The 21,998-nt window shown below is 63.8% G+C and carries 17 protein-coding genes; 13 read left to right on the plus strand and 4 right to left on the minus strand.

Annotation, left to right across the window (positions count from 1 at the left end; genetic code table 11):
• Nucleotide 1: 1 nt before the first annotated feature.
• The 4 genes from LOY51_RS07290 to LOY51_RS07305 all read left to right on the plus strand — a co-directional run bounded on the left by LOY51_RS07290 (nt 2) and on the right by LOY51_RS07305 (nt 5,901).
• Nucleotides 2-634 carry a DsbA family protein gene (locus LOY51_RS07290; RefSeq protein WP_125857805.1) on the plus strand — a complete coding sequence of 211 codons (633 nt, stop codon included), beginning with the start codon at nt 2-4 and terminating at the stop codon, nt 632-634.
• On the plus strand, nt 627-2,459 hold the full coding sequence (locus LOY51_RS07295) for an ABC transporter ATP-binding protein (protein ID WP_258645454.1): 1,833 nt from the start codon (nt 627-629) through the stop codon (nt 2,457-2,459). The genes LOY51_RS07290 and LOY51_RS07295 overlap by 8 nt, the downstream gene beginning before the upstream one ends.
• 161 nt (nt 2,460-2,620) lie before the next feature.
• Nucleotides 2,621-5,077 (plus strand): EAL domain-containing protein, encoded by a 2,457-nt coding sequence (locus tag LOY51_RS07300; protein ID WP_258645456.1) that lies wholly within the window; start codon nt 2,621-2,623, stop codon nt 5,075-5,077.
• 38 nt (nt 5,078-5,115) lie between these two features.
• Nucleotides 5,116-5,901, plus strand: a complete 786-nt coding sequence (locus LOY51_RS07305; RefSeq protein ID WP_258645458.1) for an iron-containing redox enzyme family protein — start codon at nt 5,116-5,118, stop codon at nt 5,899-5,901.
• A 120-nt stretch (nt 5,902-6,021) separates the two neighbouring features.
• Here LOY51_RS07305 and LOY51_RS07310 read toward each other — a convergent pair whose 3' ends face one another.
• The 4 genes from LOY51_RS07310 to LOY51_RS07325 all read right to left on the minus strand — a co-directional run bounded on the left by LOY51_RS07310 (nt 6,022) and on the right by LOY51_RS07325 (nt 9,639).
• A complete protein-coding gene (locus LOY51_RS07310; RefSeq protein WP_110992514.1) occupies nt 6,022-6,762 on the minus strand; it encodes a YciK family oxidoreductase in 741 nt (246 codons plus the stop codon).
• A 114-nt stretch (nt 6,763-6,876) separates the two neighbouring features.
• Nucleotides 6,877-7,548, minus strand: coding sequence for an N-acetylmuramic acid 6-phosphate phosphatase MupP (gene mupP, locus LOY51_RS07315; RefSeq protein WP_125463099.1), 672 nt, complete (start codon nt 7,546-7,548; stop codon nt 6,877-6,879).
• A gap of 2 nt (nt 7,549-7,550) precedes the next feature.
• A complete protein-coding gene (gene ubiG, locus LOY51_RS07320) occupies nt 7,551-8,249 on the minus strand; it encodes a bifunctional 2-polyprenyl-6-hydroxyphenol methylase/3-demethylubiquinol 3-O-methyltransferase UbiG (protein WP_110992516.1) in 699 nt (232 codons plus the stop codon).
• A 64-nt stretch (nt 8,250-8,313) separates the two neighbouring features.
• On the minus strand, nt 8,314-9,639 hold the full coding sequence (locus tag LOY51_RS07325; protein ID WP_258645461.1) for a TRZ/ATZ family hydrolase: 1,326 nt from the start codon (nt 9,637-9,639) through the stop codon (nt 8,314-8,316).
• Nucleotides 9,640-9,750: 111 nt separating this feature from the next.
• Here LOY51_RS07325 and mtnA point away from each other — a divergent pair, with 111 nt between their 5' ends.
• The 9 genes from mtnA (at nt 9,751) to LOY51_RS07370 (ending at nt 21,966) form a co-directional block, all read left to right on the plus strand.
• Nucleotides 9,751-10,827, plus strand: a complete 1,077-nt coding sequence (gene mtnA / locus LOY51_RS07330; protein WP_125857809.1) for an S-methyl-5-thioribose-1-phosphate isomerase — start codon at nt 9,751-9,753, stop codon at nt 10,825-10,827.
• Between the two features lie 270 nt (nt 10,828-11,097).
• Nucleotides 11,098-13,869 carry a DNA gyrase subunit A gene (gene gyrA, locus LOY51_RS07335; RefSeq protein WP_125463102.1) on the plus strand — a complete coding sequence of 924 codons (2,772 nt, stop codon included), beginning with the start codon at nt 11,098-11,100 and terminating at the stop codon, nt 13,867-13,869.
• A gap of 231 nt (nt 13,870-14,100) precedes the next feature.
• The gene (serC, locus tag LOY51_RS07340) at nt 14,101-15,186 is read left to right on the plus strand and encodes a 3-phosphoserine/phosphohydroxythreonine transaminase (protein WP_258645463.1); all 1,086 of its coding nucleotides are present in this window, start codon (nt 14,101-14,103) and stop codon (nt 15,184-15,186) included.
• Nucleotides 15,186-16,280: a prephenate dehydratase gene (pheA, locus tag LOY51_RS07345; protein ID WP_110992521.1), complete on the plus strand. Its 1,095-nt coding sequence runs from the start codon at nt 15,186-15,188 to the stop codon at nt 16,278-16,280. The genes serC and pheA overlap by 1 nt, the downstream gene beginning before the upstream one ends.
• A 162-nt stretch (nt 16,281-16,442) precedes the next feature.
• Nucleotides 16,443-18,683, plus strand: coding sequence for a bifunctional prephenate dehydrogenase/3-phosphoshikimate 1-carboxyvinyltransferase (locus LOY51_RS07350; RefSeq protein ID WP_258645465.1), 2,241 nt, complete (start codon nt 16,443-16,445; stop codon nt 18,681-18,683).
• A complete protein-coding gene (cmk, locus tag LOY51_RS07355; protein WP_258645467.1) occupies nt 18,680-19,366 on the plus strand; it encodes a (d)CMP kinase in 687 nt (228 codons plus the stop codon). Before LOY51_RS07350 ends, cmk begins: the two co-directional genes overlap by 4 nt.
• 123 nt (nt 19,367-19,489) lie before the next feature.
• Complete coding sequence (rpsA, locus tag LOY51_RS07360; RefSeq protein ID WP_110992524.1) at nt 19,490-21,166, plus strand: 30S ribosomal protein S1; 1,677 nt, start codon at nt 19,490-19,492, stop codon at nt 21,164-21,166.
• Nucleotides 21,167-21,388: 222 nt separating this feature from the next.
• Nucleotides 21,389-21,685, plus strand: a complete 297-nt coding sequence (ihfB, locus tag LOY51_RS07365; protein ID WP_110992525.1) for an integration host factor subunit beta — start codon at nt 21,389-21,391, stop codon at nt 21,683-21,685.
• 17 nt (nt 21,686-21,702) lie between these two features.
• A complete protein-coding gene (locus LOY51_RS07370) occupies nt 21,703-21,966 on the plus strand; it encodes a lipopolysaccharide assembly protein LapA domain-containing protein (protein WP_125857811.1) in 264 nt (87 codons plus the stop codon).
• Nucleotides 21,967-21,998: the final 32 nt, after the last annotated feature.

A 21,998-nucleotide genomic window follows, 5' to 3' on the forward strand; every position in this document is an offset into this window, starting at 1 on the left:
CATGTCCGCACGCCTGCTCTATGTGATGGACCCGATGTGCTCCTGGTGCTGGGGTTTCGCCCCGGTGGCCGAAGCGCTGATCGCCCAGGCGCGCGAGGCCGGTGTCAGCACCCGCCTGGTGCCGGGCGGGTTGCGTACCGGCGGCAGCGCCCTGGACGCCTCGACCCGCAAGTACATCCTCGAGCATTGGCAGGCGGTGCATGACGCCACCGGGCAACCGTTCCGTTTTGAAGACGCGATGCCGGACGGTTTCGTCTACGACACAGAGCCTGCCTGCCGCGCCCTGGTTGCGGCGCGTGAACTGGACGAGCAGCGCGCCTGGCATCTGCTCAAGCTGATCCAGGCGTCGTTCTACCAGCAGGGCGTGGATGTCACCCGCGCCCCGCAACTGGTCGAGCTGGCTGAGCAGGCCGGGTTCGATCGGGAGCTGTTCTCCCTGCGCTTCGCCAGCCACGACACCCGCACCGCCACCACGGCCGACTTCGCCTGGGTGCAGGACCTGGGCATCGCCGGCTTCCCCACGCTGTTGGCCGAGCGCAACGGCCAGTTGGCCTTGCTGACCAATGGCTACCAGCCGCTGGACAGCCTGAAACCCTTGCTCGGCCGTTGGCTGCAGCAGGCTGTTTGTGCTTGACCTGCCCGGGTCGCCAGACCCGGTGCCCGGGAAGCCCCCCGCTGTGCCCGATCGCTTGAGCTGGGCAGAAATCCGCCGCCTGGCCCTGCACCACAAAAAAGCCCTGTGGAGCGCCAACCTGGTGGCCGTGTTCGCCGCCCTGTGCAGTGTGCCGATCCCCTTGCTGCTGCCGTTGCTGGTGGACGAAGTATTGCTAGGGCATGGCGATGCCGCGCTCAAATGGATGAACCACCTGCTGCCCAGCAACTGGCAGGTGGCCGCCGGTTATATCGGCCTGATGCTCTGCGCCACGCTGACCCTGCGCCTGGCAGCGCTGGCCTTCAACGTGGTCCAGGCCAAGCTGTTCGCGGGCCTGGCCAAGGATATCGTCTACCGCCTGCGCATCCGCCTGATCGAGCGGCTCAAGCGTATCTCGCTGCAGGAGTATGAAAGCCTGGGCAGCGGCACGGTGACCACGCACCTGGTCACCGACCTGGATACCCTCGACAAGTTCGTCGGCGAAACCCTCAGCCGGTTCCTGGTGGCGGTGCTGACACTCACCGGCACGGCGGCGATCCTGATCTGGATGCACTGGCAGCTGGCGCTGCTGATCCTGCTGTTCAACCCGCTGGTGATCTACTTCACCGTGCAGTTGGGCAAACGCGTCAAGCACCTGAAAAAACTCGAGAACGACAGCACTGCACGCTTCACCCAGGCGTTGACCGAAACCCTCGATGCCATCCAGGAGATCCGCGCTGGCAACCGCCAGGGCTATTTCCTCGGCCGCCTTGGCCTGCGGGCCCGCGAGGTGCGCGACTACGCTGTCGCTTCGCAGTGGAAAAGCGATGCCAGTGGCCGCGCCAGCGGGCTCTTGTTCCAGTTCGGCATCGACATCTTCCGTGCCGCCGCCATGCTCACCGTGCTGTTCTCCGACCTGTCCATCGGCCAGATGCTGGCGGTGTTCAGCTACCTGTGGTTCATGATCGGCCCGGTGGAGCAACTGCTCAACCTGCAGTACGCCTACTACGCCGCAGGTGGCGCCCTGAGCCGGCTCAACGAGCTGCTGGCGCGCGCCGACGAGCCGCAGTACCCGGCGGCCAGCGACCCGTTTGCCGGGCGTGAAACGGTGGGTATCGAGGTGCGTGACCTGCGTTTTGCCTATGCCGAAGAACCGGTGCTGGACCAGTTGAACCTGTCCATCGCCCCGGGTGAGAAGGTGGCGATCGTCGGCGCCAGTGGTGGTGGCAAGAGCACCCTGGTGCAACTGTTGCTGGGGCTGTACAGCGCTCAGGCCGGGACCATCCGCTTTGGCGGTGCCAGCCTTCAGGAAATCGGCCTGGAGACCCTGCGCGAGCACGTCGCGGTGGTGCTGCAGCACCCATCGCTGTTCAACGACAGCGTGCGTGCCAACCTGACCATGGGCCGCGACTGCTGCGACGACGCCTGCTGGCAAGCGCTGCGCATCGCCCAGCTGGATGCCACCATCGCGGCACTCCCCCAGGGCCTGGACAGCGTGGTCGGTCGATCCGGGGTGCGCCTGTCCGGCGGCCAGCGTCAGCGCCTGGCGATTGCGCGCATGGTGCTGGCCGAGCCCAAGGTGGTGATTCTCGACGAGGCCACCTCGGCGCTGGATGCCGCCACCGAGTACAACCTGCACCTGGCCCTGGCGCGTTTCCTCAGCGGGCGCACCACGCTGATCATCGCCCATCGACTGTCGGCGGTGAAACAGGCCGACCGGGTGCTGGTGTTCGATGGCGGGCATGTGGCCGAGGATGGCGACCACCAGCAACTGATCGCCGAAGGTGGCTTGTACGCCAAACTGTACGGGCATCTGCAGCAGACCTGAAAAAACAGCCGCAAGTGGCAAGCCTCAAGCGGCAAGATAAACGCGTGCGCTTTTTCTTGTCGCTTGAGGCTTGTCGCTTGTCGCTGCTTCATGGCAAATGGCCTACGCTGTGCTGTGTCTAGGTCGATTCGTGCCTTATCTGCCGCCGTGACAGGGACTACATGAAGGGAAATCGGACTCTCGAAGCGCCAAGGCTGCTGGGCATCATCTGGCCTTTCGTCGCCGTTGTGGTCTTCCAGGTACTGCTGGGCAGCCTCAGCCTCTATGCGTTGTCCTCGGTACGCGCCTACGTGGCGGGGGAAAGCCTGTGGTCCAAGGCGCAGAAAGACGCCATCTACTACCTGAGCCTGTATGCCGACGACCGGCATCCGCTGACCTACCAACGCTATCGTCAGGCTATTCTGGTGCCCCAGGGCGACCACAACCTGCGCCTGGCGCTCGACCGGCCGGAGCCAGACATCGAGGCCGCGCGCAAGGGCATCCTGCAGGGCGGCAACCACCCGGACGATGTCGCCCGGATCATCTGGTTCTACCGCAACTTTCGCAACATCAGCTACATGCAGACCGCCATCGATTACTGGGATATCGGCGACGACTACTTGCGCCAGCTCGATGTGCTGGCCGGCGAAATGCGCGAGGGCTTTGTCGGCGGTGCTGTCGACGCCGGCCAGGTGGCGCAATGGAAGGCCCGCATCGTCGCCATCAACGATGGCGTGACCCCGGCGGCCAAGGCCTTCAGCGATGCCCTGGGCGAGGGCTCGCGGGCGCTGCTCAAAGTGCTGATGCTCACCAACCTGATCACTGCGCTGTTCCTCATCGTCATGGCCTGGCTGCGCTCAAGCAAGCTGCTGGCCCAGCGCCAGGCGTTCGCCAGTGCCTTGCAGGAAGAGCGGGAGCGGGCGCAGGTAACCCTCGAATCGATCGGCGATGCGGTGATCACCACCGACGTCGATGGCTGTATCACCTTCATGAATCCCGCTGCCGAGCAGCTGACGCACTGGCAGGCCGCCCAGGCCGAGGGCCTGCCACTGGCGGCGTTGTTCAGCCTGCTCGACGAGAACGCCGAGAAGGACAGCCGGACCCTGGTCGAGCAGGTGCTCAGCGGCAGCCTCAAGGGCAGCGACGAACATGCCCGGTTGATCCAGCGCCTGGATGGCAGCACGGTGTCCATCAACCTGGTGGGTTCGCCGATACTCACCGACGGCCAGGTCAGCGGCATCGTCGTGGTGCTCCACGACATGACCCAGGAGCGTCAATACATCGCCAACCTGTCCTGGCAGGCGACCCATGACGCCCTCACCGGGCTGGCCAACCGCCGCGAATTCGAATATCGCCTGGAGCAGGCGCTCAACAGCCTGATGCGCCAGGCGGGGCGCCACTCGCTGATGTTCCTCGACCTCGACCAGTTCAAGCTGGTCAACGACACCTCTGGCCATGCCGCCGGCGACGAGTTGCTGCGGCATATCTGCGCGGTGCTTCAGTCGGGCCTGCGCGAGGGTGACACCCTGGCGCGCCTGGGCGGCGACGAATTCGGCGTATTGCTGGAGAACTGCCCGCCGGAGCAGGCCGAGCGCATTGCCGAGCAGTTGCGCCAGGTGGTGCAAAGCCTGCATTTCGTGTGGAAGGGCCGGCCATTCGTCACCACCGTGAGTATTGGTCTGGTGCATATCGCCCAGGCGCCGAGCACCCTGGAGGCGTCGCTGCGGGCTGCCGACATGGCCTGCTACATGGCCAAGGAGAAAGGACGCAACCGGGTCCAGGTGTATCACGCCGACGACAGCGAGCTGTCCATGCGCTTTGGCGAGATGGCCTGGATCCAGCGCCTGCATGTGGCGCTGGAGGAGAACCGCTTCTGCCTGTACGCCCAGGAAATCGCCCCCCTGCAAGGGCAGGAAGGCCCCGGCCATATCGAGATCCTGCTGCGTCTGCACGATGAAAGTGGCCGCACCATCCTGCCCAACAGCTTCATCCCTGCGGCCGAGCGCTACGGGTTGATGACGGCCCTCGATCGCTGGGTGGTACGCAGTGTGTTCCAGGTGATCCGCCAATGCCTGGACGAGGGGCGCGAAGGGCCGTTGGCCCTGTGCGCGATCAACCTGTCGGGGGCGAGTATCGGTGACGACAACTTCCTCGAATACCTGCAACGGCTGTTTGGCGAGTTCGATATCCCGCCACGGCTCATCTGTTTTGAAATAACCGAGACCAGCGCAATTGCCAATCTTGGAAGCGCAATTCGATTCATCAATGAATTGAAAGGGCTGGGCTGCAAGTTCTCCCTCGATGACTTCTGCGCCGGGATGTCGTCATTCGCCTATTTGAAACATTTGCCAGTAGACTTCCTGAAGATCGACGGAAGTTTTGTCAAAGACATGCTCGACGATCCGATCAATCGGGCTATGGTTGAGGTGATCAATCACATCGGTCATGTGATGGGCAAGCGCACCATCGCCGAGTTCGTCGAGACGCCGTTGATCGAACAGGCTTTGCAGGAAATCGGCGTGGATTACGCCCAGGGTTATCTCATCGAGCGGCCGCAGGTGTTCACCTGCGACAGCCTGCAGCGCCAACGGATTGCCGCGAGACCCCTGTTGCACCGGGCGCCGGGGACCTTTCGCTGAATACAGCCCGGGAATCACAGGGAATCAAGGAGCTGACAGTGATTGATTCATTCATAAGGATCGGACCCTTGATGGATCCGGCCAGTTATCCGGATTGGGCCCAGCAACTGATCGAGGATTGCCGCGAAAGCAAGCGCAGGGTGGTCGAGCATGAGTTCTACCAGCGCCTGCGCGATGGTCAGCTGCGCCCGGCGACCGTGCGCCAGTACCTGATCGGCGGTTGGCCGGTGGTCGAGCAGTTCTCGCTGTACATGGCTCACAACCTCACCAAGACCCGCTACGGGCGCCACGCCGGTGAAGACATGGCGCGGCGCTGGCTGATGCGCAATATCCGCGTCGAACTCAACCATGCCGACTACTGGGTGCACTGGTGCCAGGCCCACGGTATTCACCTGCACGAGTTGCAGGCGCAGGAAGTGCCGCCAGAGCTCAACGGCCTCAACGACTGGTGCTGGCGGGTCTGCGCCACCGAGTCACTGGCCATCGCCATGGCCGCCACCAACTACGCCATCGAAGGTGCCACAGGCGAGTGGTCGGCGGTGGTCTGCGCGAATGATACTTACGCCCAAGGTTTCCCCGACGAAACCCGCAAGCGCGCGATGAAGTGGCTGAAGATGCACGCCCAGTATGATGATGCGCACCCGTGGGAAGCGCTGGAGATCATCTGCACCCTGGCGGGGGAGAACCCTACGCTGGGGCTGCGCACCGAACTGCGCCGGGCGATCTGCAAGAGCTACGACTGCATGTTCCTGTTCCTGGAGCGTTGCATGCAGCTGGAAGGGCGCCAGCAAGGGCGTGTGCGCCCGGCGCTGGCGGCGGGCTGAGGATCGTTGTTGGGTTTGCAGGCCTAATCGCCGGCAAGCCGGCTCCCACGGGATCGCATAAACCCTGTGGGAGCCGGCTTGCCGGCGAAAGGCCGCACCGCGGCCCCGGCAATCCAGGGTTTATTGCGCGTTCAGCGCTTGGCCGTTCACTTCCTTGCTATCTGGCCCCATCAGGTACAGATACACCGGCATGATCTCTTCGGGCAGCGGATTGTTCTGCGGATTCTCGCTCGGGTAGGCCTGTGCCCGCATCGCCGTGCGCGTGGCGCCCGGGTTGATGCTGTTGGCGCGTACCGGCGCCACACCTTCCAGCTCGTCGGCCAGGGTCTGCATCAGCCCTTCGGTGGCGAACTTCGACACGCCATAGGCGCCCCAGTAGGCCCGGCCCTTGCGCCCGACGCTGCTGGAGGTGAACACCACCGAGGCGTCGTCCGACAGCTTGAGCAGCGGCAGCAGGGTGCTGGTGAGCATGAAGGTGGCGTTGACGTTGATGTGCATCACCCGCATGAAGTTGTCGCCCGACAGCTGCTCCATCGGCGTGCGCGGGCCGATGATCGAGGCGTTGTTGAGCAGGCCGTCGAGGCGGCCGAACTGCTCCTCGATCATCACCGCCAGTTCGTCGTACTGGTGCGGCAGGGCGGTTTCCAGGTTGAACGGGATGACCGCTGGTTGCGGATGGCCGGCGGCTTCGATCTGGTCGTAGACCTCGTTGAGGTTGGCTTCGGTCTTGCCCAGCAGCAGGACCGTGGCGCCCAGGGCGGCATAGGCCTTGGCGGCGGCGGCGCCGATGCCGCGACCGGCGCCGGTGACCAGGATGATCCGGCCTTTGAGCAGGTCGGGGCGGGCGGTGTAGTCGAACATAGGTCTGTCCTTGGATATGAGCTGCAAGCTATAAGCGGCAAGCTACAAGAGAAAGCGGATCAGTGTTGGAGCGGCTCTTTCTTGAGGCTTGAAGCTTGACGCTGCGACTTGAAATCAGCAGCCGCACAGCGCGCTGTCGATCACCTTGCGCAGCTCCAGCGGGTGGTCCACCACCACATCGGCGCCCCAGTTGTTGGGGTTGTCCTGTGGATGAATATAGCCATAGCGCACGGCGGCGGTGCGGGTGCCGGCATCGCGGCCAGACTCGATATCGCGCAGGTCGTCACCGACGAACAGCACGCTGGCCGGGTCCAGGTTCAGCGTCTTGCAGGCGAGGATCATCGGCTCCGGGTCGGGCTTGCTGCGCTTCACGTGCTCGGGGCAGATCAGCAGCGCCGAGCGCTCGGCCAGGCCCAGGCGCTGCATGATCGGCTCGGCGAAACGCACCGGCTTGTTGGTGACCACGCCCCACAGCAGGTTGCCGCGCTCGATGTCGGCCAAAAGCTCGGCCATGCCGTCGAACAGCTTGCTGTGCACCGCGCAGTCGCGCTGGTAGCGCTCGAGGAACTCCTGGCGCAGGGCCTCGAAGCCGTCGGCGTCCGGGTCCATGGCGAAGGTTGCGGCCACCATGGCGCGGGCGCCGCCGGAAATCTCGTCGCGGATGCGCGCGTCGTCGATGGCCGGCAGGCCGCGATCGGCAAGCATCGCCTGGCAGATGGCGATGAAGTCCGGCGCGGTGTCCAGCAGGGTGCCATCCATGTCGAAGAGTACTGCTCGCAGGCGCATGCTCATTCCTCGCGCAGGGTCTGGATCATGTAGTTGACGTCGACGTCGTTGTTCAGCTTGTAGTGCTTGGTCAGCGGGTTGTAGGTGAGGCCGATGATGTCCTTCACTTCCAGGCCGGCAGCGCGGCTCCAGGCGCCCAGTTCGGAGGGGCGGATGAACTTCTTGAAGTCATGGGTGCCGCGCGGCAGCATCTTGAGGATGTACTCGGCGCCGACGATGGCCAGCAGGTAGGCCTTGGGGTTGCGGTTGATGGTCGAGAAGAACACCTGGCCGCCGGGCTTGACCATGCGGTAGCAGGCGCGGATCACCGAGGACGGGTCGGGCACGTGCTCGAGCATTTCAAGGCAGGTGACCACGTCGAACTGCTGGGGCATTTCCTCGGCCAGGGCCTCGGCGGTGATCTGCCGGTATTCGACTTCGACGCCGGACTCCAACTGGTGCAACTGGGCCACCGCCAGCGGTGCCTCGCCCATGTCGATACCGGTGACGGTGGCGCCGCGCTGGGCCATCGCTTCACTGAGGATGCCGCCGCCGCAGCCGACGTCGAGCACTTTCTTGCCAGCCAGGCTGACTCGTTCGTCGATCCAGTTGACGCGCAACGGGTTGATGTCGTGCAGGGGCTTGAACTCGCTTTCGCGGTCCCACCAGCGGTGGGCCAGGGCTTCGAACTTGGCGATTTCGGCGTGGTCGACGTTGCTCATCTGAACAGTCCTCTGAAACTTCGATAAAGAGTGTCACGGGGCGGCAGCCGTGGCTGCCAGCCAGTCATTCGTTGCGCCCGCCGATGCGGGTTCCCCAGGCGCGGGCCGTGGCGGCCAGGGCCTGCTCGTCCATCCGCGTCAGGTGGCGGTCCTGCACCAGGGGGTGGCCGGCGACCCAGACGTCCTTGACGCAGTCGCGGCCGGTGGCGTAGATCAGTTGCGAAACCGGGTCGTGCACGGGTTGCTGGGCCAGGCCGGACAGGTCGAACACGGCCAGGTCGGCGGCCTTGCCCGGCTCCAGTGAGCCGGTCACGTCCTCAAGGCCCAGCGCCCGGGCGCCATTGAGCGTGGCCATGCGCAGTGCCCGGTGGGCATCCAGGGCGGTGGCGCTGCCGGCGACGGCCTTGGCCAGCAGGGCGGCGGTGCGGGTTTCGCCGAGCAGGTCGAGGTCGTTGTTGCTGGCCGCGCCATCGGTACCGACGGCCACGTTCACGCCGGCCTGCCACAGGCGCTCCACCGGGCAGAAGCCGCTGGCCAGCTTGAGGTTGGATTCCGGGCAGTGGACCACGCTGGTGTTGCTTTCTACCAGCAGCGCCAAGTCTTCGTCGCTGACCTGGGTCATGTGCACCGCCTGCAGGTTGGGGCCGAGCAGGCCCAGGCGAGCAAGGCGCGCCAGCGGGCGCTCGCCGGTGTCGTTGAGCGCCTGCTCGACTTCACTGGCGGTCTCGTGGATGTGCATGTGCAGCGGCGCGTCGAGCTGGTCGGCGATGATGCGGATCTTTTCCAGGTTCTGGTCACTGACCGTGTAGGGCGCGTGCGGGCCGAGGGCGATGCTGATGCGCGGGTGGTGGCGCAGGTCGCCGAACAGCTCGATGGCCAGCTGCAGGCCTTCTTCCGGGGTGCGTGCGCCAGGGATCGGGAAGTCCAGCAGGGGCACGGCGATCTGTGCGCGGATGCCACTGCGGTGCACGCGGTCACAGGCTTCGCGGGGGAAGAAATACATGTCGGCGAAGCAGGTGATGCCGCCCTTGAGCTGCTCGGCGATGGCCAGGTCGGTGCCGTCGCGCACGAATGCTTCGTCGACCCAGCGCCCCTCCGCCGGCCAGATGTGCTCCTGGAGCCAGGTCATCAACGGCAGGTCGTCGGCCAGCCCGCGGAACAGGCTCATGGCGGCATGGCCGTGGGCATTGACCAGCCCGGGGCTGAGCAGGCAGTCGGGCAGCTCGCGCACCTCGTTTGCCCGGGGTGCCCGCTCGCGCGGGCCGAGCCAGGCGATCAGGCCGTCGCGAATGCCCAGCGCGTGCCCCGTCAGCACCACCCCCGCCGGCTCCACGGGCACCAGCCATTGCGGTACGAGCAGCAGGTCGAGAGGGGGAGTGGCGGTGGGCATGCGCGGCATATACCTGGGTCGGTTCGGCTAAACGCGCAGTATACCCGAGCGTCCGGGGCTGAGGGTCGCTATAATCGCCGGCTTTTGATGCCAGGGCGACGGGGAGAGGCGATGCGCGAGCAACTTTTGGCGGCGGAGACGGTGACGGGCATCCAGTGGCGCGACGGCGCGTTGCACCTGCTCGACCAGCGCCTGCTGCCGCTCGAGCAGCATTGGCTGACCTGCACCGACGTTGCGGCGGTGGTCGAGGCGATCGGCGACATGGCCGTGCGCGGCGCTTCGGCAATCGGCATCTGCGCCGCCTACGGGCTGGTGCTGGCGTTGCGTCAGCGGCTGGCGGAAGGCGACGGCTGGGAAGAGGCCCTGGAAGAAGACTTCATGATGCTGGGCGAGGCGCGCCCGACGCCGGCCAATCTGTTCTGGGCGCTCAACCGAATGCGCGAACGCCTGCAGCGCCTTCGCCCCGATGAGGACGTGCTGGCGGCGTTGGAGGCCGAGGCGGTCGCCATCCATGAAAGCGATCGGGAGGCCAACCTGACCATGGCCCAGTTCGGTGTCGAGCAGATCCGCAAGCACCAGGGCAGCGAGCAGGTGCTGCTGACCCATGGCAATGCCGGGGCGCTGGCCAGCGGTGGTTTCGGTACCGCGCTGGGGGTGATCCGGGGTGCGGCGCTGGAAGGCATGGTCGAGCGGGTCTACGCCTGTGAATCGCGCCCGTGGTTGCAGGGCTCGCGCCTGACGGCCTGGGAGTTGGCTGCCGATGGCGTGCCGGTGACTGTGGTCGCCGATTCTGCCGCCGGGCACCTGATGAAGGTCAAGGGCATTACCTGGGTGGTGGTCGGTGCCGACTGTATCGCCGCCAATGGCGACGTGGCGGCGAAGATCGGCACCTATCAGATGGCCGTCACGGCGATGCACCATGGCTTGCGCTTCATGGTGGTGGCGCCGAGCACCAGCATCGACCTGAACCTGGCCACGGGCGAAGACATCCCGCTGGAAGTGCGCGGTGAAGAGGAGCTGCTGGAGGTGGAAGGCATCCAGGTGACGGCCGATGTCGAGGCCTACAACCCGGTGGTGGATGTCACCCCGGCCGACCTGATCGATGTGATCGTTACCGAAAGGGGCGTCGTCGAGCGCCCGGATACCGCGAAAATCGCCCAGTTGATGTGCCGCAAACGCCTGCATTGAGGAGTTTTCAGCAGCTTCGCCCTCTCCAAACGGATGGGGCTGTTGCGGGGCACGGCGGCATCCTGCCATATCTCCCATGCGCCCAGCCTTTGTGGTAACATCCGGCAGTTTCCAAGGCCGCTCGTTGAAGCGGCCTTCATTGCGCAGATCCATGGTACAACTCATTGATTTGTCGTATGTCGTCGCACCCCTATGCGCTGCGGCGGCGAGCTTCGTTCGTCCTTCGAGGGATCAGGCGAAGTTTCACCAGAAAAAGGAATCAGGCTTCTCATGGGCGAACTGGCCAAAGAAATCCTCCCGGTCAATATCGAAGACGAACTGAGACAGTCTTACCTCGACTACGCGATGAGCGTGATTGTCGGGCGAGCGCTGCCCGATGCGCGTGACGGCTTGAAGCCCGTGCATCGTCGCGTTCTGTATGCGATGAGCGAACTGGGCAACGACTGGAACAAGCCGTACAAGAAATCCGCCCGTGTGGTCGGTGACGTGATCGGTAAGTACCACCCCCACGGCGACACAGCCGTGTACGACACCATCGTGCGTATGGCGCAGCCGTTCTCGCTGCGTTACCTGCTGGTCGATGGCCAGGGCAACTTCGGTTCGGTGGACGGCGACAACGCCGCGGCCATGCGATACACCGAAGTGCGCATGTCCAAGCTGGCCCACGAGCTGCTGGCCGACCTGCACAAAGAGACCGTCGATTGGGTGCCCAACTACGACGGCACCGAGCAGATCCCGGCGGTCATGCCGACCCGTATCCCCAATCTGCTGGTCAACGGTTCCAGCGGTATCGCCGTGGGCATGGCCACCAACATTCCGCCGCACAACCTGGGCGAAGTGATCGATGGCTGCCTGGCACTGATCGACAACTCCGATATCACGGTCGATGAGCTGATGCAGTTCATCCCGGGCCCGGACTTCCCGACGGCCGGCCAGATCAACGGTCGCCAGGGCATCATCGAGGCCTATCGCACCGGCCGTGGCCGCATTTATATGCGTGCCCGCTCCGAGATCGAAGACATCGACAAGGTCGGTGGTCGCCAGCAGATCGTCATCACCGAGCTGCCTTACCAGCTGAACAAGGCGCGTCTGATCGAAAAGATCGCCGAGCTGGTGAAAGAGAAGAAGATCGAAGGCATCACCGAGCTGCGCGACGAGTCCGACAAGGACGGCATGCGCATCGTCATCGAGCTGCGTCGCGGCGAGGTGCCGGAAGTGGTGCTCAACAACCTCTACCAGCAGACCCAGCTGCAGAGCGTGTTCGGCATCAACATCGTTGCCCTGATCGACGGTCGCCCGCGCCTGCTCAACCTCAAGGACCTGCTCGAAGCCTTCGTCCGTCACCGCCGCGAAGTGGTGACCCGGCGTACCGTGTTCGAGCTGCGCAAGGCCCGCGAGCGTGGCCACATCCTTGAAGGCCAGGCTGTCGCGCTGTCCAACATCGACCCGGTCATCGCCCTGATCAAGGCTTCGCCGACGCCTTCCGAGGCCAAGGAAGCGCTGGTTGCCATGGCCTGGGAATCCAGCGCCGTGCAGGTGATGGTCGAGCGCGCCGGTGCCGAGTCGTGCCGCCCGGAAGACCTGCCGGAGCAATACGGCCTGCGCGAAGGCAAGTACTACCTGTCGCCGGAACAGGCCCAGGCCATTCTCGACCTGCGCCTGCACCGCCTGACTGGCCTGGAGCACGAGAAGCTGCTGGCCGAGTATCAGGAGATTCTCGAGCAGATCGGCGAGCTGATCCGCATCCTCAGCAGCGCCGAGCGCCTGATGGAAGTGATCCGCGAAGAGCTCGAAGCGATTCGCGCCGAGTACGGCGATGCCCGTCGCACCGAGATCCTCAATGCCAGCCATGACCTCAACTACGGCGACATGATCCCGGAAGAAGAGCGCGTGGTGACCATCTCCCACGGTGGTTATGCCAAGACCCAGCCGCTGTCCGCGTACCAGGCCCAGCGCCGTGGTGGCAAGGGCAAGTCGGCTACCGGCGTAAAGGACGAGGACTACGTCGAACACCTGCTGGTCGCCAACAGCCACGCCACCCTGTTGCTGTTCTCCAGCAAGGGCAAGGTGTACTGGAAGAAAACCTACGAAATCCCAGAGGCTTCCCGCGCCGCTCGCGGTCGTCCGCTGGTCAACCTGCTGCCGCTGGAAGAAGGTGAGCGCATCACCGCCATGCTGCAGATCGACCTGGAGGCGCTGCAGCAGCACGCAGATCCTGAGGAAGAGCTGGAGGACAGCGACGACAGCGTGATCGAAGGCGAGCTGGTGGAAGTCGAGGAGGTCGACGAGGAAGACGGTGACACGCCAGAGTGGGTTGCCGAAGCGACAGGCGCTTACATCTTCATGGCCACCGCCTCCGGTACCGTCAAGAAGACCCCGCTGGTGCAGTTCGCCCGTCCGCGCTCCAATGGCCTGATCGCCCTGAAGCTCAAAGAGGGTGACACCCTGATCGCCGCGGCCATCACCGACGGCGCCAAGGAAGTCATGATGTTCTCCGACGCCGGCAAGGTGATCCGTTTCGCCGAGAGCGTCGTGCGCGAAATGGGCCGTACCGCCCGTGGCGTGCGTGGCATGAAACTGGGCAAAGGGCAGCAGATCATCTCGATGCTGATCCCGGAGTCCGGCGCGCAGATCCTCACCGCCTCCGAGCGTGGCTTCGGCAAGCGTACCCCGCTGTCCAAGTTCCCGCGTCGCGGTCGTGGTGGCCAGGGCGTGATCGCCATGGGTACCAAGGGGCGCAACGGCCTGCTTGTCGGCGCTATCCAGGTACAGGAAGGCGAAGAGATCATGCTGATCTCCGACCAGGGCACGCTGGTGCGCACGCGGGTTGGCGAGGTGTCCAGCCTGAGCCGTAACACCCAGGGTGTGACGCTGATCAAGCTGGCTGCCGACGAGACGTTGGTGGGCCTGGAGCGAATCCAGGAGCCATCCGAGGACGAACTCGATGATGTGATCGAGACGGGCGAGGAGGGCGTACCGCTCGACGCGGTGGATGCCGCTGACGAGGACAGTGCCGGCGCTGAAGAGGCGCAGCAAGAGTAAGCAAGTGCAACAACCCGAACGGGGCGACCAAGGTCGCCCCGTTTGACTGATTAGCGTCGGCAGCGTCCTGAAGGGCGGTGCAATGCCCTGTGGCAGCGGGTTTGCCCGCGAAGGCGCCGATGCGGTGCAAGCCCCGGCCATGCCGGGGTTCGCGGGTGAACCCGCTCCCACAGGGGGCTGTGCAGTATCGAAGATTGCAGATTTGTACTATTTGGCAGAGCGAGAGTGGATGTGAGCAAACGAGCCTTTAACTTCTGCGCAGGCCCCGCCGCGCTTCCTGATGCCGTCCTGCAGCGTGCCCAGGCAGAAATGCTGGACTGGGGCGGCAAGGGTCTGTCGGTGATGGAAATGAGCCATCGCAGCGACGACTACGTGGCCATCGCCGAGAAGGCCGAGCAGGACCTGCGTGACTTGCTGTCCGTCCCCTCCAACTACAAGGTGCTGTTCCTGCAGGGTGGCGCCAGCCAGCAGTTCGCCGAGATCCCGCTGAACCTGCTGCCGGAAAACGGCACTGCGGACTATGTCGAGACCGGTATCTGGTCGAAAAAGGCCATCGAGGAAGCACGTCGCTTCGGCAACGTCAATGTCGCCGCCAGCGCCAAGCCCTACGACTACCTGGCCATCCCGGGCCAGAACGAGTGGCAGCTGAGCAAGAACGCCGCCTACCTGCACTACGCCTCCAACGAGACTATCGGTGGCCTGCAGTTCGACTGGGTGCCCGAGGCCGGTGACGTGCCGCTGGTGGTCGACATGTCCTCCGACATCCTCTCGCGCCCGATCGACGTGTCGCAGTTCGGCCTGATCTACGCCGGTGCGCAGAAGAACATCGGCCCGAGCGGCCTGGTGGTGGTGATCGTGCGTGAAGACCTGTTGGGGCGTGCCCGCAGCAGCTGCCCGACCATGCTCGACTACAAGGTTTCGGCTGATAACGGCTCGATGTACAACACCCCGGCCACCTATTCCTGGTACCTCTCGGGCCTGGTGTTCGAGTGGCTCAAGGAGCAGGGTGGCGTCGAGGCCATGGAGCAGCGCAACCGGGCGAAGAAGGACCGTCTCTACGGCTTCATCGACTCCAGCGAGTTCTACACCAACCCGATCAGCGTCAATGCCCGTTCGTGGATGAACGTGCCGTTCCGCCTGGCCGACGAGCGTCTGGACAAGGCCTTCCTGGCCGGCGCCGACGCCCGTGGCCTGCTGAACCTCAAAGGCCACCGCTCGGTTGGCGGCATGCGCGCCTCGATCTACAACGCCCTGGGCCTGGAAGCGGTCGAGGCGTTGGTGGGTTACATGGCTGAATTCGAGAAGGAGCACGGCTGATGTCCGAGCAGGAACTCAAGGCTCTGCGCGTACGCATCGACAGCCTCGACGAGAAGATCCTCGAGCTGATCAGCGACCGCGCGCGCTGCGCCGAAGAAGTGGCGCGGGTCAAGACCGCCTCGCTGGCCGAAGGCGAGAAGCCGGTGTTCTATCGCCCTGAGCGCGAAGCTGCCGTGCTCAAGCGCGTGATGGAGCGCAACAAGGGCCCGCTGGGCAACGAAGAGATGGCGCGGTTGTTCCGCGAGATCATGTCGTCGTGCCTGGCGCTTGAAGAGCCGTTGAAGATCGCCTACCTCGGCCCCGAGGGGACCTTCACCCAGGCCGCGGCCATGAAGCACTTCGGCCATGCCGTGATCAGTCGCCCGATGGCGGCCATCGACGAAGTGTTCCGCGAAGTGGCGGCCGGTGCCGTCAACTTCGGCGTGGTGCCGGTGGAGAACTCCACCGAAGGTGCGGTCAGCCATACCCTGGACAGCTTCCTCGAGCACGACATGGTGATCTGCGGTGAGGTCGAGCTGCGCATCCACCATCACCTGCTGGTGGGCGAGAACACCAAGACCGACAGCATCACTCGTATCTACTCCCACGCCCAGTCGCTGGCCCAGTGCCGCAAGTGGCTGGACGCGCATTACCCGAATGTCGAGCGCGTGGCGGTTTCGAGCAACGCCGAGGCAGCCAAGCGGGTCAAGGGTGAGTGGAACTCGGCGGCGATCGCCGGCGACATGGCGGCGAACCTGTATGGCCTGACCCGCCTGGCCGAGAAGATCGAGGACCGCCCGGACAACTCCACGCGCTTCCTGATGATCGGTAACCAGGAAGTGCCGCCGACCGGCGACGACAAGACGTCGATCATCGTGTCCATGAGCAACAAGCCGGGCGCGCTGCACGAGCTGCTGGTGCCCTTCCATGAGAACGGCATCGATCTGACGCGCATCGAGACCCGTCCGTCGCGCAGTGGCAAGTGGACCTACGTGTTCTTCATCGACTTCGTCGGCCATCACCGCGATCCGCTGATCAAGGCGGTGCTCGAGCAGATCAGCCAGGAGGCTGTGGCGCTGAAGGTGTTGGGCTCTTATCCGAAAGCGGTGCTTTGATCGATTTTGCTGGGGCCGCTTTGCGGCCCATCGCCGGCAAACCGGCTCCCACAAAGATCGGTGTGTCGCCGGCCCTGTGGGAGCTGGCTTGCCAGCGATGGGTTGCGCAGCAGCCCCCTGCGGTCTCACTGACTGGCATGTTTTTGAACAGGGTTCGCGCTCGTGGTTAATGCTGTAACAAATAATCCCGTTCCACTGATCAACCGCCTGGTTGTCGTCGGCCTCGGCCTGATCGGTGGCTCTTTCGCCAAAGGCCTGCGCGAGAGCGGCCTGTGTCGCGAAGTGGTCGGTGTCGATCTGGATGCCGAATCGCGCAAGCAGGCGGTAGTGCTGGGTGTGGTCGATCGCTGTGAGGCCGACCTGGCTGCGGCCTGTGTCGGTGCCGACGTGATCCAGCTGGCCGTGCCGATCCTGGCCATGGAGAAGGTTCTGGCGCGCCTGGCGCAGCTCGACCTTGGCAATGCGGTCATTACCGATGTCGGCAGCGCCAAGGGCAATGTCGTGCGCGCCGCCCGTGAGGCTTTCGCCGCGGGCCTGTCGCGCTTTGTCCCGGGCCACCCGATCGCCGGTTCCGAGCAGAGCGGGGTGGAGGCTTCCAATGCCGCGCTGTTCCGCCGGCACAAGGTCATTCTCACGCCATTGGCTGAAACCGACCCCGCTGCCCTGGCCCTGGTCGATCGGCTGTGGCGCGCGCTGGACGCCGATGTCGAGCACATGCCGGTGGAGCGCCACGACGAAGTGCTGGCTGCCACCAGTCACCTGCCACACCTGCTGGCATTCGGCCTGGTCGACTCGCTGGCCAAGCGCAATGAAAACCTGGACATCTTCCGGTACGCTGCGGGGGGCTTCCGCGATTTCACGAGAATCGCCGGCAGCGACCCGATCATGTGGCATGACATCTTCCTCGCCAACCGGGAAGCGGTCCTGCGTACTCTCGATACATTTCGCAGCGACCTCGACGCCTTGCGCGACGCGGTCGATGCTGGAGACGGGCACCAACTGCTGGGTGTGTTCACCCGCGCCCGGGTTGCCCGCGAGCATTTCAGTAAAATCCTTGCCCGCCGGGCCTATGTGGACGCTATGAACGCCAACGACCTGATTTTCCTGGCCCAACCTGGTGGCCGCGTATCCGGACGGATTCGCGTACCGGGCGACAAATCGATTTCCCACCGTTCGATCATGCTCGGCTCCCTGGCCGAAGGCACCACCGAAGTCGAAGGCTTCCTCGAAGGTGAAGATGCGCTTGCCACTTTGCAGGCATTCCGTGACATGGGTGTGGTCATCGAGGGCCCGCAACATGGCCGCGTGACCATTCACGGTGTCGGCCTGCATGGCCTGAAGCCGCCGCCTGGCCCGCTCTATGTCGGTAACTCCGGCACCTCGATGCGCCTGCTCTCGGGCCTGCTGGCCGGCCAGCCGTTCGACGTGACCATGACCGGCGACGCCTCGCTGTCCAAGCGCCCGATGAACCGCGTGGCCAACCCGCTGCGCGAAATGGGCGCAGTGGTCGAAACCGGTCCGGAAGGGCGTCCGCCGCTGACCATCCGTGGCGGCGCCAAGCTCAAAGCCCTGACCTACACGCTGCCGATGGCCAGTGCCCAGGTTAAGTCCTGCCTGCTGCTGGCGGGCCTGTACGCCGAAGGCACCACCACCGTCACCGAGCCGGCTCCGACCCGTGACCACACCGAGCGCATGCTGCGTGGCTTCGGCTACTCGGTTGCGTCGAATGGCCCGGTCGCCTCGCTGCAGTCCGGCGGCAAGCTCACCGCGACCCGTATCGAAGTGCCAGCGGACATCTCTTCCGCGGCGTTCTTCCTGGTGGCCGCTTCGATCGCCGAAGGTTCCGAGCTGGTCCTGGAGCATGTCGGCATCAACCCGACCCGTACCGGCGTGATCGACATCCTGCGCCTGATGGGTGGCGACATCACCCTGGAGAACCAGCGTGAAGTCGGCGGCGAGCCGGTGGCCGACCTGCGTGTGCGTGGCGCCAAGCTAAAGGGTATCGACATCCCTGAAGAGCTGGTGCCGCTGGCCATCGACGAGTTCCCGGTGCTGTTCGTCGCTGCCGCCTGCGCCGAAGGGCGTACGGTACTGCGCGGTGCCGAAGAGCTGCGGGTCAAGGAATCGGATCGCATCCAGGTGATGGCCGACGGCCTGATCACGCTGGGCGTGAAGTGCGAGCCTACCCCTGACGGCATCATCATCGATGGCGGCCAGATCGGCGGCGGTGAGGTGCACGGTCACGGTGATCACCGTATTGCCATGGCGTTCAGCGTCGCATCGCTGCGCGCCACTGCACCGATCGTCATTCATGACTGCGCCAACGTCGCCACGTCGTTCCCCAACTTCCTGGCGCTGTGCAAGGAAGTCGGTATTCGCGTCGCAGAAGAGGGCAAGTCGTGAATTCGCTAGCGCCGGTCATCACCATCGACGGGCCAAGCGGCTCGGGCAAGGGTACGGTCGCAGGGCTGCTGGCCCGTGAGCTGGGCTGGCGTCTGCTCGACTCCGGCGCGTTGTATCGCCTGCTGGCATTCAATGCCAGCAACCATGGTGTCGACCTGACCAACGAAGAGCTGCTCAAGGCCCTGGCGGCCCATCTGGACGTGCAGTTCATCGCCGCCGAGCCTGGCAAGCTGCAGCAGATCATTCTCGAGGGTGAAGATGTCAGCAATGTCATCCGCACCGAAACGGTTGGTGCCGGCGCCTCGATGGTCGCCTCGCTGCCGGCCGTGCGTGAGGCGCTGCTGCAGCGCCAGCGGGCTTTCCGCGAGGCGCCCGGGCTGATCGCCGATGGCCGTGACATGGGTACGGTGGTGTTCCCGGACGCGCCGTTGAAGGTGTTCCTCACCGCCAGTGCCGAGGAGCGTGCCCGTCGCCGTTACCTGCAGTTGAAGGGCAAGGGCGAAGATGTTAGTCTGTCGAGTCTGCTAGATGAGATCCGTGCGCGTGATGAGCGTGACACCCAGCGCGCAGTGGCCCCGCTCAAGCCGGCGGCCGATGCGATCCAGCTGGATTCCACGGAGTTGTCCATCGAGCAGGTGCTGCAACGCATCAGAAGCGAGCTCGCCCTGCGCGACTTGGCCTGATGGAGAGGAGAGCGGGCAGGGGCACCAGTCATCGTCCTGTCAGCACTTCTTAACTTAACGAAACCCACATTGTCTGGAATGTGGCTGTGGGCGTCTTTTTCGCCCGAATCTACAGGAATTAAAATGAGCGAAAGCTTTGCAGAACTCTTTGAAGAAAGCCTGAAAACCCTCAATCTTCAGCCGGGTGCCATCATCACCGGTATCGTTGTCGACATCGACGGCGACTGGGTTACCGTACACGCTGGCCTGAAGTCCGAGGGTGTCATCCCGCTCGAGCAGTTCTACAACGAAGCTGGCGAACTGACCATCAAGGTCGGTGACGAAGTTCACGTTGCGCTGGACGCGGTCGAAGACGGCTTCGGCGAAACCAAGCTGTCCCGTGAAAAAGCCAAGCGCGCTGAGTGCTGGATTGTTCTGGAAGCTGCTTTCGCTGCTGAAGAAGTGGTCAAGGGCGTTATCAACGGTAAGGTTAAAGGCGGCTTCACTGTCGACGTTAACGGCATCCGTGCGTTCCTGCCGGGCTCCCTGGTTGATGTCCGCCCAGTGCGCGACACCACCCACCTCGAAGGCAAAGAGCTGGAATTCAAGGTCATCAAGCTGGACCAGAAGCGCAACAACGTTGTCGTTTCCCGTCGCAGCGTCCTGGAAGCCGAAAACAGCGCCGAGCGCGAAGCTCTGCTGGAATCGCTGCAGGAAGGCCAGCAGGTCAAAGGTATCGTCAAGAACCTCACCGACTACGGTGCGTTCGTTGACCTGGGCGGCGTCGATGGTCTGCTGCACATCACCGACATGGCCTGGAAGCGTATCAAGCACCCGTCCGAGATCGTCAACGTTGGCGACGAGATCGACGTCAAGGTCCTGAAGTACGATCGCGAGCGCAACCGCGTTTCGCTGGGTCTGAAGCAACTGGGTGAAGACCCATGGGTTGCTATCAAAGCCCGTTACCCAGAGAGCACTCGCGTCACTGCTCGCGTTACCAACCTGACCGACTACGGCTGCTTCGCTGAGCTGGAAGAAGGCGTTGAAGGTCTGGTACACGTTTCTGAAATGGACTGGACCAACAAGAACATCCACCCGTCGAAAGTCGTTCAGGTTGGCGACGAAGTGGAAGTCATGGTTCTGGACATCGACGAAGAGCGTCGTCGTATCTCCCTGGGCATCAAGCAGTGCAAGTCCAACCCATGGGAAGACTTCTCCGGCCAGTTCAACAAGGGTGACAAGATCACCGGTACCATCAAGTCGATCACCGACTTCGGTATCTTCATCGGTCTGGACGGCGGCATCGACGGTCTGGTTCACCTGTCCGACATCTCCTGGAACGAAGCTGGCGAAGAAGCCGTGCGTCGCTTCAAGAAGGGCGACGAGCTGGAAACCGTCATCCTGTCGGTTGACCCAGAGCGCGAGCGCATCTCCCTGGGCATCAAGCAGCTGGAAGACGATCCGTTCTCCAACTTCGTTTCGATCAACGACAAGGGCGCTATCGTCAAAGGTATCGTCAAGGAAGTTGACGCCAAGGGCGCTATCGTGACCCTGGCCGACGACATCGAAGCTACTCTGAAAGCTTCCGAAATCAGCCGTGACCGCGTTGAAGACGCCCGTAACGTGCTGAAGGAAGGCGAAGAGATCGAAGCCAAGATCATCAGCGTCGACCGCAAGTCCCGCGTCATCAGCCTGTCCATCAAGTCGAAGGACGATGCTGAAGAGCGCGAAGCCATCCAGAGCCTGAAAAACGCTCCGGAAGCGGCTGCCGATACCACCATGGCTGCGCTGCTGCGCGAAGCAATGGCCAAGCAGAACTGAGTTCTGTTTGATCGGTAAGAAAAAGGGCGACTTCGGTCGCCCTTTTTTGTGCCTGCAGTTCAGTAGTTCCCGCTCTGGGCTATCGGTAGTCACCGTTGAGGCGGATTGTAGCCTTATCTTGAATTTTTTCTTTTAGTCAAGAACTACCCTGTTCAAATGTGCCGGGGCGTGCTACAAACTGATTAAGCAATGATCTAGCTGCTTGATAACGAAGGGAAAAATATGACGAAGTCGGAGCTGATCGAACGTATTGTCACCCATCAGGGGCTGCTCTCGTCCAAGGACGTCGAGTTGGCCATCAAGACCATGCTTGAACAGATGTCGCAGTGCCTGGCGACCGGGGATCGCATCGAGATTCGCGGCTTCGGCAGCTTCTCTTTGCACTACCGCGCTCCGCGGGTAGGCCGCAACCCCAAGACCGGCCAGTCGGTCAGCCTCGAAGGCAAATTCGTGCCGCACTTCAAACCGGGCAAAGAGCTGCGGGATCGCGTCAATGAAGACGAGCACGAACCTATCTGAATGCAAGGAACACTCTGATGCGTAATCTCAAGCGCGCCTTGGTGGTGCTGTTCGTGCTGCTGCTGGCGGCGGTGGTGGTGTTCTTCGTGCTGGAGAACCAGCAGTCGGTTGCCCTGGTATTGTTCGGTTGGTCCGCACCGCAGATGCCGGTAGCCGTGCTGGTGCTGGCTGCGCTGGTGGTCGGGCTGGCGGTAGGGCCGCTGCTCGGGGCCTATGGGCTGATGCAGGGTAAGCGCAGGATCCGCGCAGCAGTACGCCGGGAAATGCTTTCCGGGAGTTGAGACTTTTCTCACTGATGTCGGCGCATTCGCGT

Origin of the sequence: Pseudomonas sichuanensis (assembly GCF_024749065.1) — a bacterium.
Classification (GTDB): domain Bacteria; phylum Pseudomonadota; class Gammaproteobacteria; order Pseudomonadales; family Pseudomonadaceae; genus Aquipseudomonas; species Aquipseudomonas sichuanensis.

Coding starts and splice junctions, on each gene's coding strand:
- LOY51_RS07300 (WP_258645456.1), top strand. CDS start 2,621: ATGAAGGGAAATCGGACTCTCGAAGCGCCAAGGCTGCTGGGCATCATC.
- ihfB (WP_110992525.1), top strand. CDS start 21,389: ATGACGAAGTCGGAGCTGATCGAACGTATTGTCACCCATCAGGGGCTG.
- mtnA (WP_125857809.1), top strand. CDS start 9,751: ATGCGCGAGCAACTTTTGGCGGCGGAGACGGTGACGGGCATCCAGTGG.
- pheA (WP_110992521.1), top strand. CDS start 15,186: ATGTCCGAGCAGGAACTCAAGGCTCTGCGCGTACGCATCGACAGCCTC.
- rpsA (WP_110992524.1), top strand. CDS start 19,490: ATGAGCGAAAGCTTTGCAGAACTCTTTGAAGAAAGCCTGAAAACCCTC.
- LOY51_RS07310 (WP_110992514.1), bottom strand. CDS start 6,762: ATGTTCGACTACACCGCCCGCCCCGACCTGCTCAAAGGCCGGATCATC.
- LOY51_RS07370 (WP_125857811.1), top strand. CDS start 21,703: ATGCGTAATCTCAAGCGCGCCTTGGTGGTGCTGTTCGTGCTGCTGCTG.
- gyrA (WP_125463102.1), top strand. CDS start 11,098: ATGGGCGAACTGGCCAAAGAAATCCTCCCGGTCAATATCGAAGACGAA.
- ubiG (WP_110992516.1), bottom strand. CDS start 8,249: ATGAGCAACGTCGACCACGCCGAAATCGCCAAGTTCGAAGCCCTGGCC.
- LOY51_RS07325 (WP_258645461.1), bottom strand. CDS start 9,639: ATGCCCACCGCCACTCCCCCTCTCGACCTGCTGCTCGTACCGCAATGG.
- LOY51_RS07290 (WP_125857805.1), top strand. CDS start 2: ATGTCCGCACGCCTGCTCTATGTGATGGACCCGATGTGCTCCTGGTGC.
- mupP (WP_125463099.1), bottom strand. CDS start 7,548: ATGCGCCTGCGAGCAGTACTCTTCGACATGGATGGCACCCTGCTGGAC.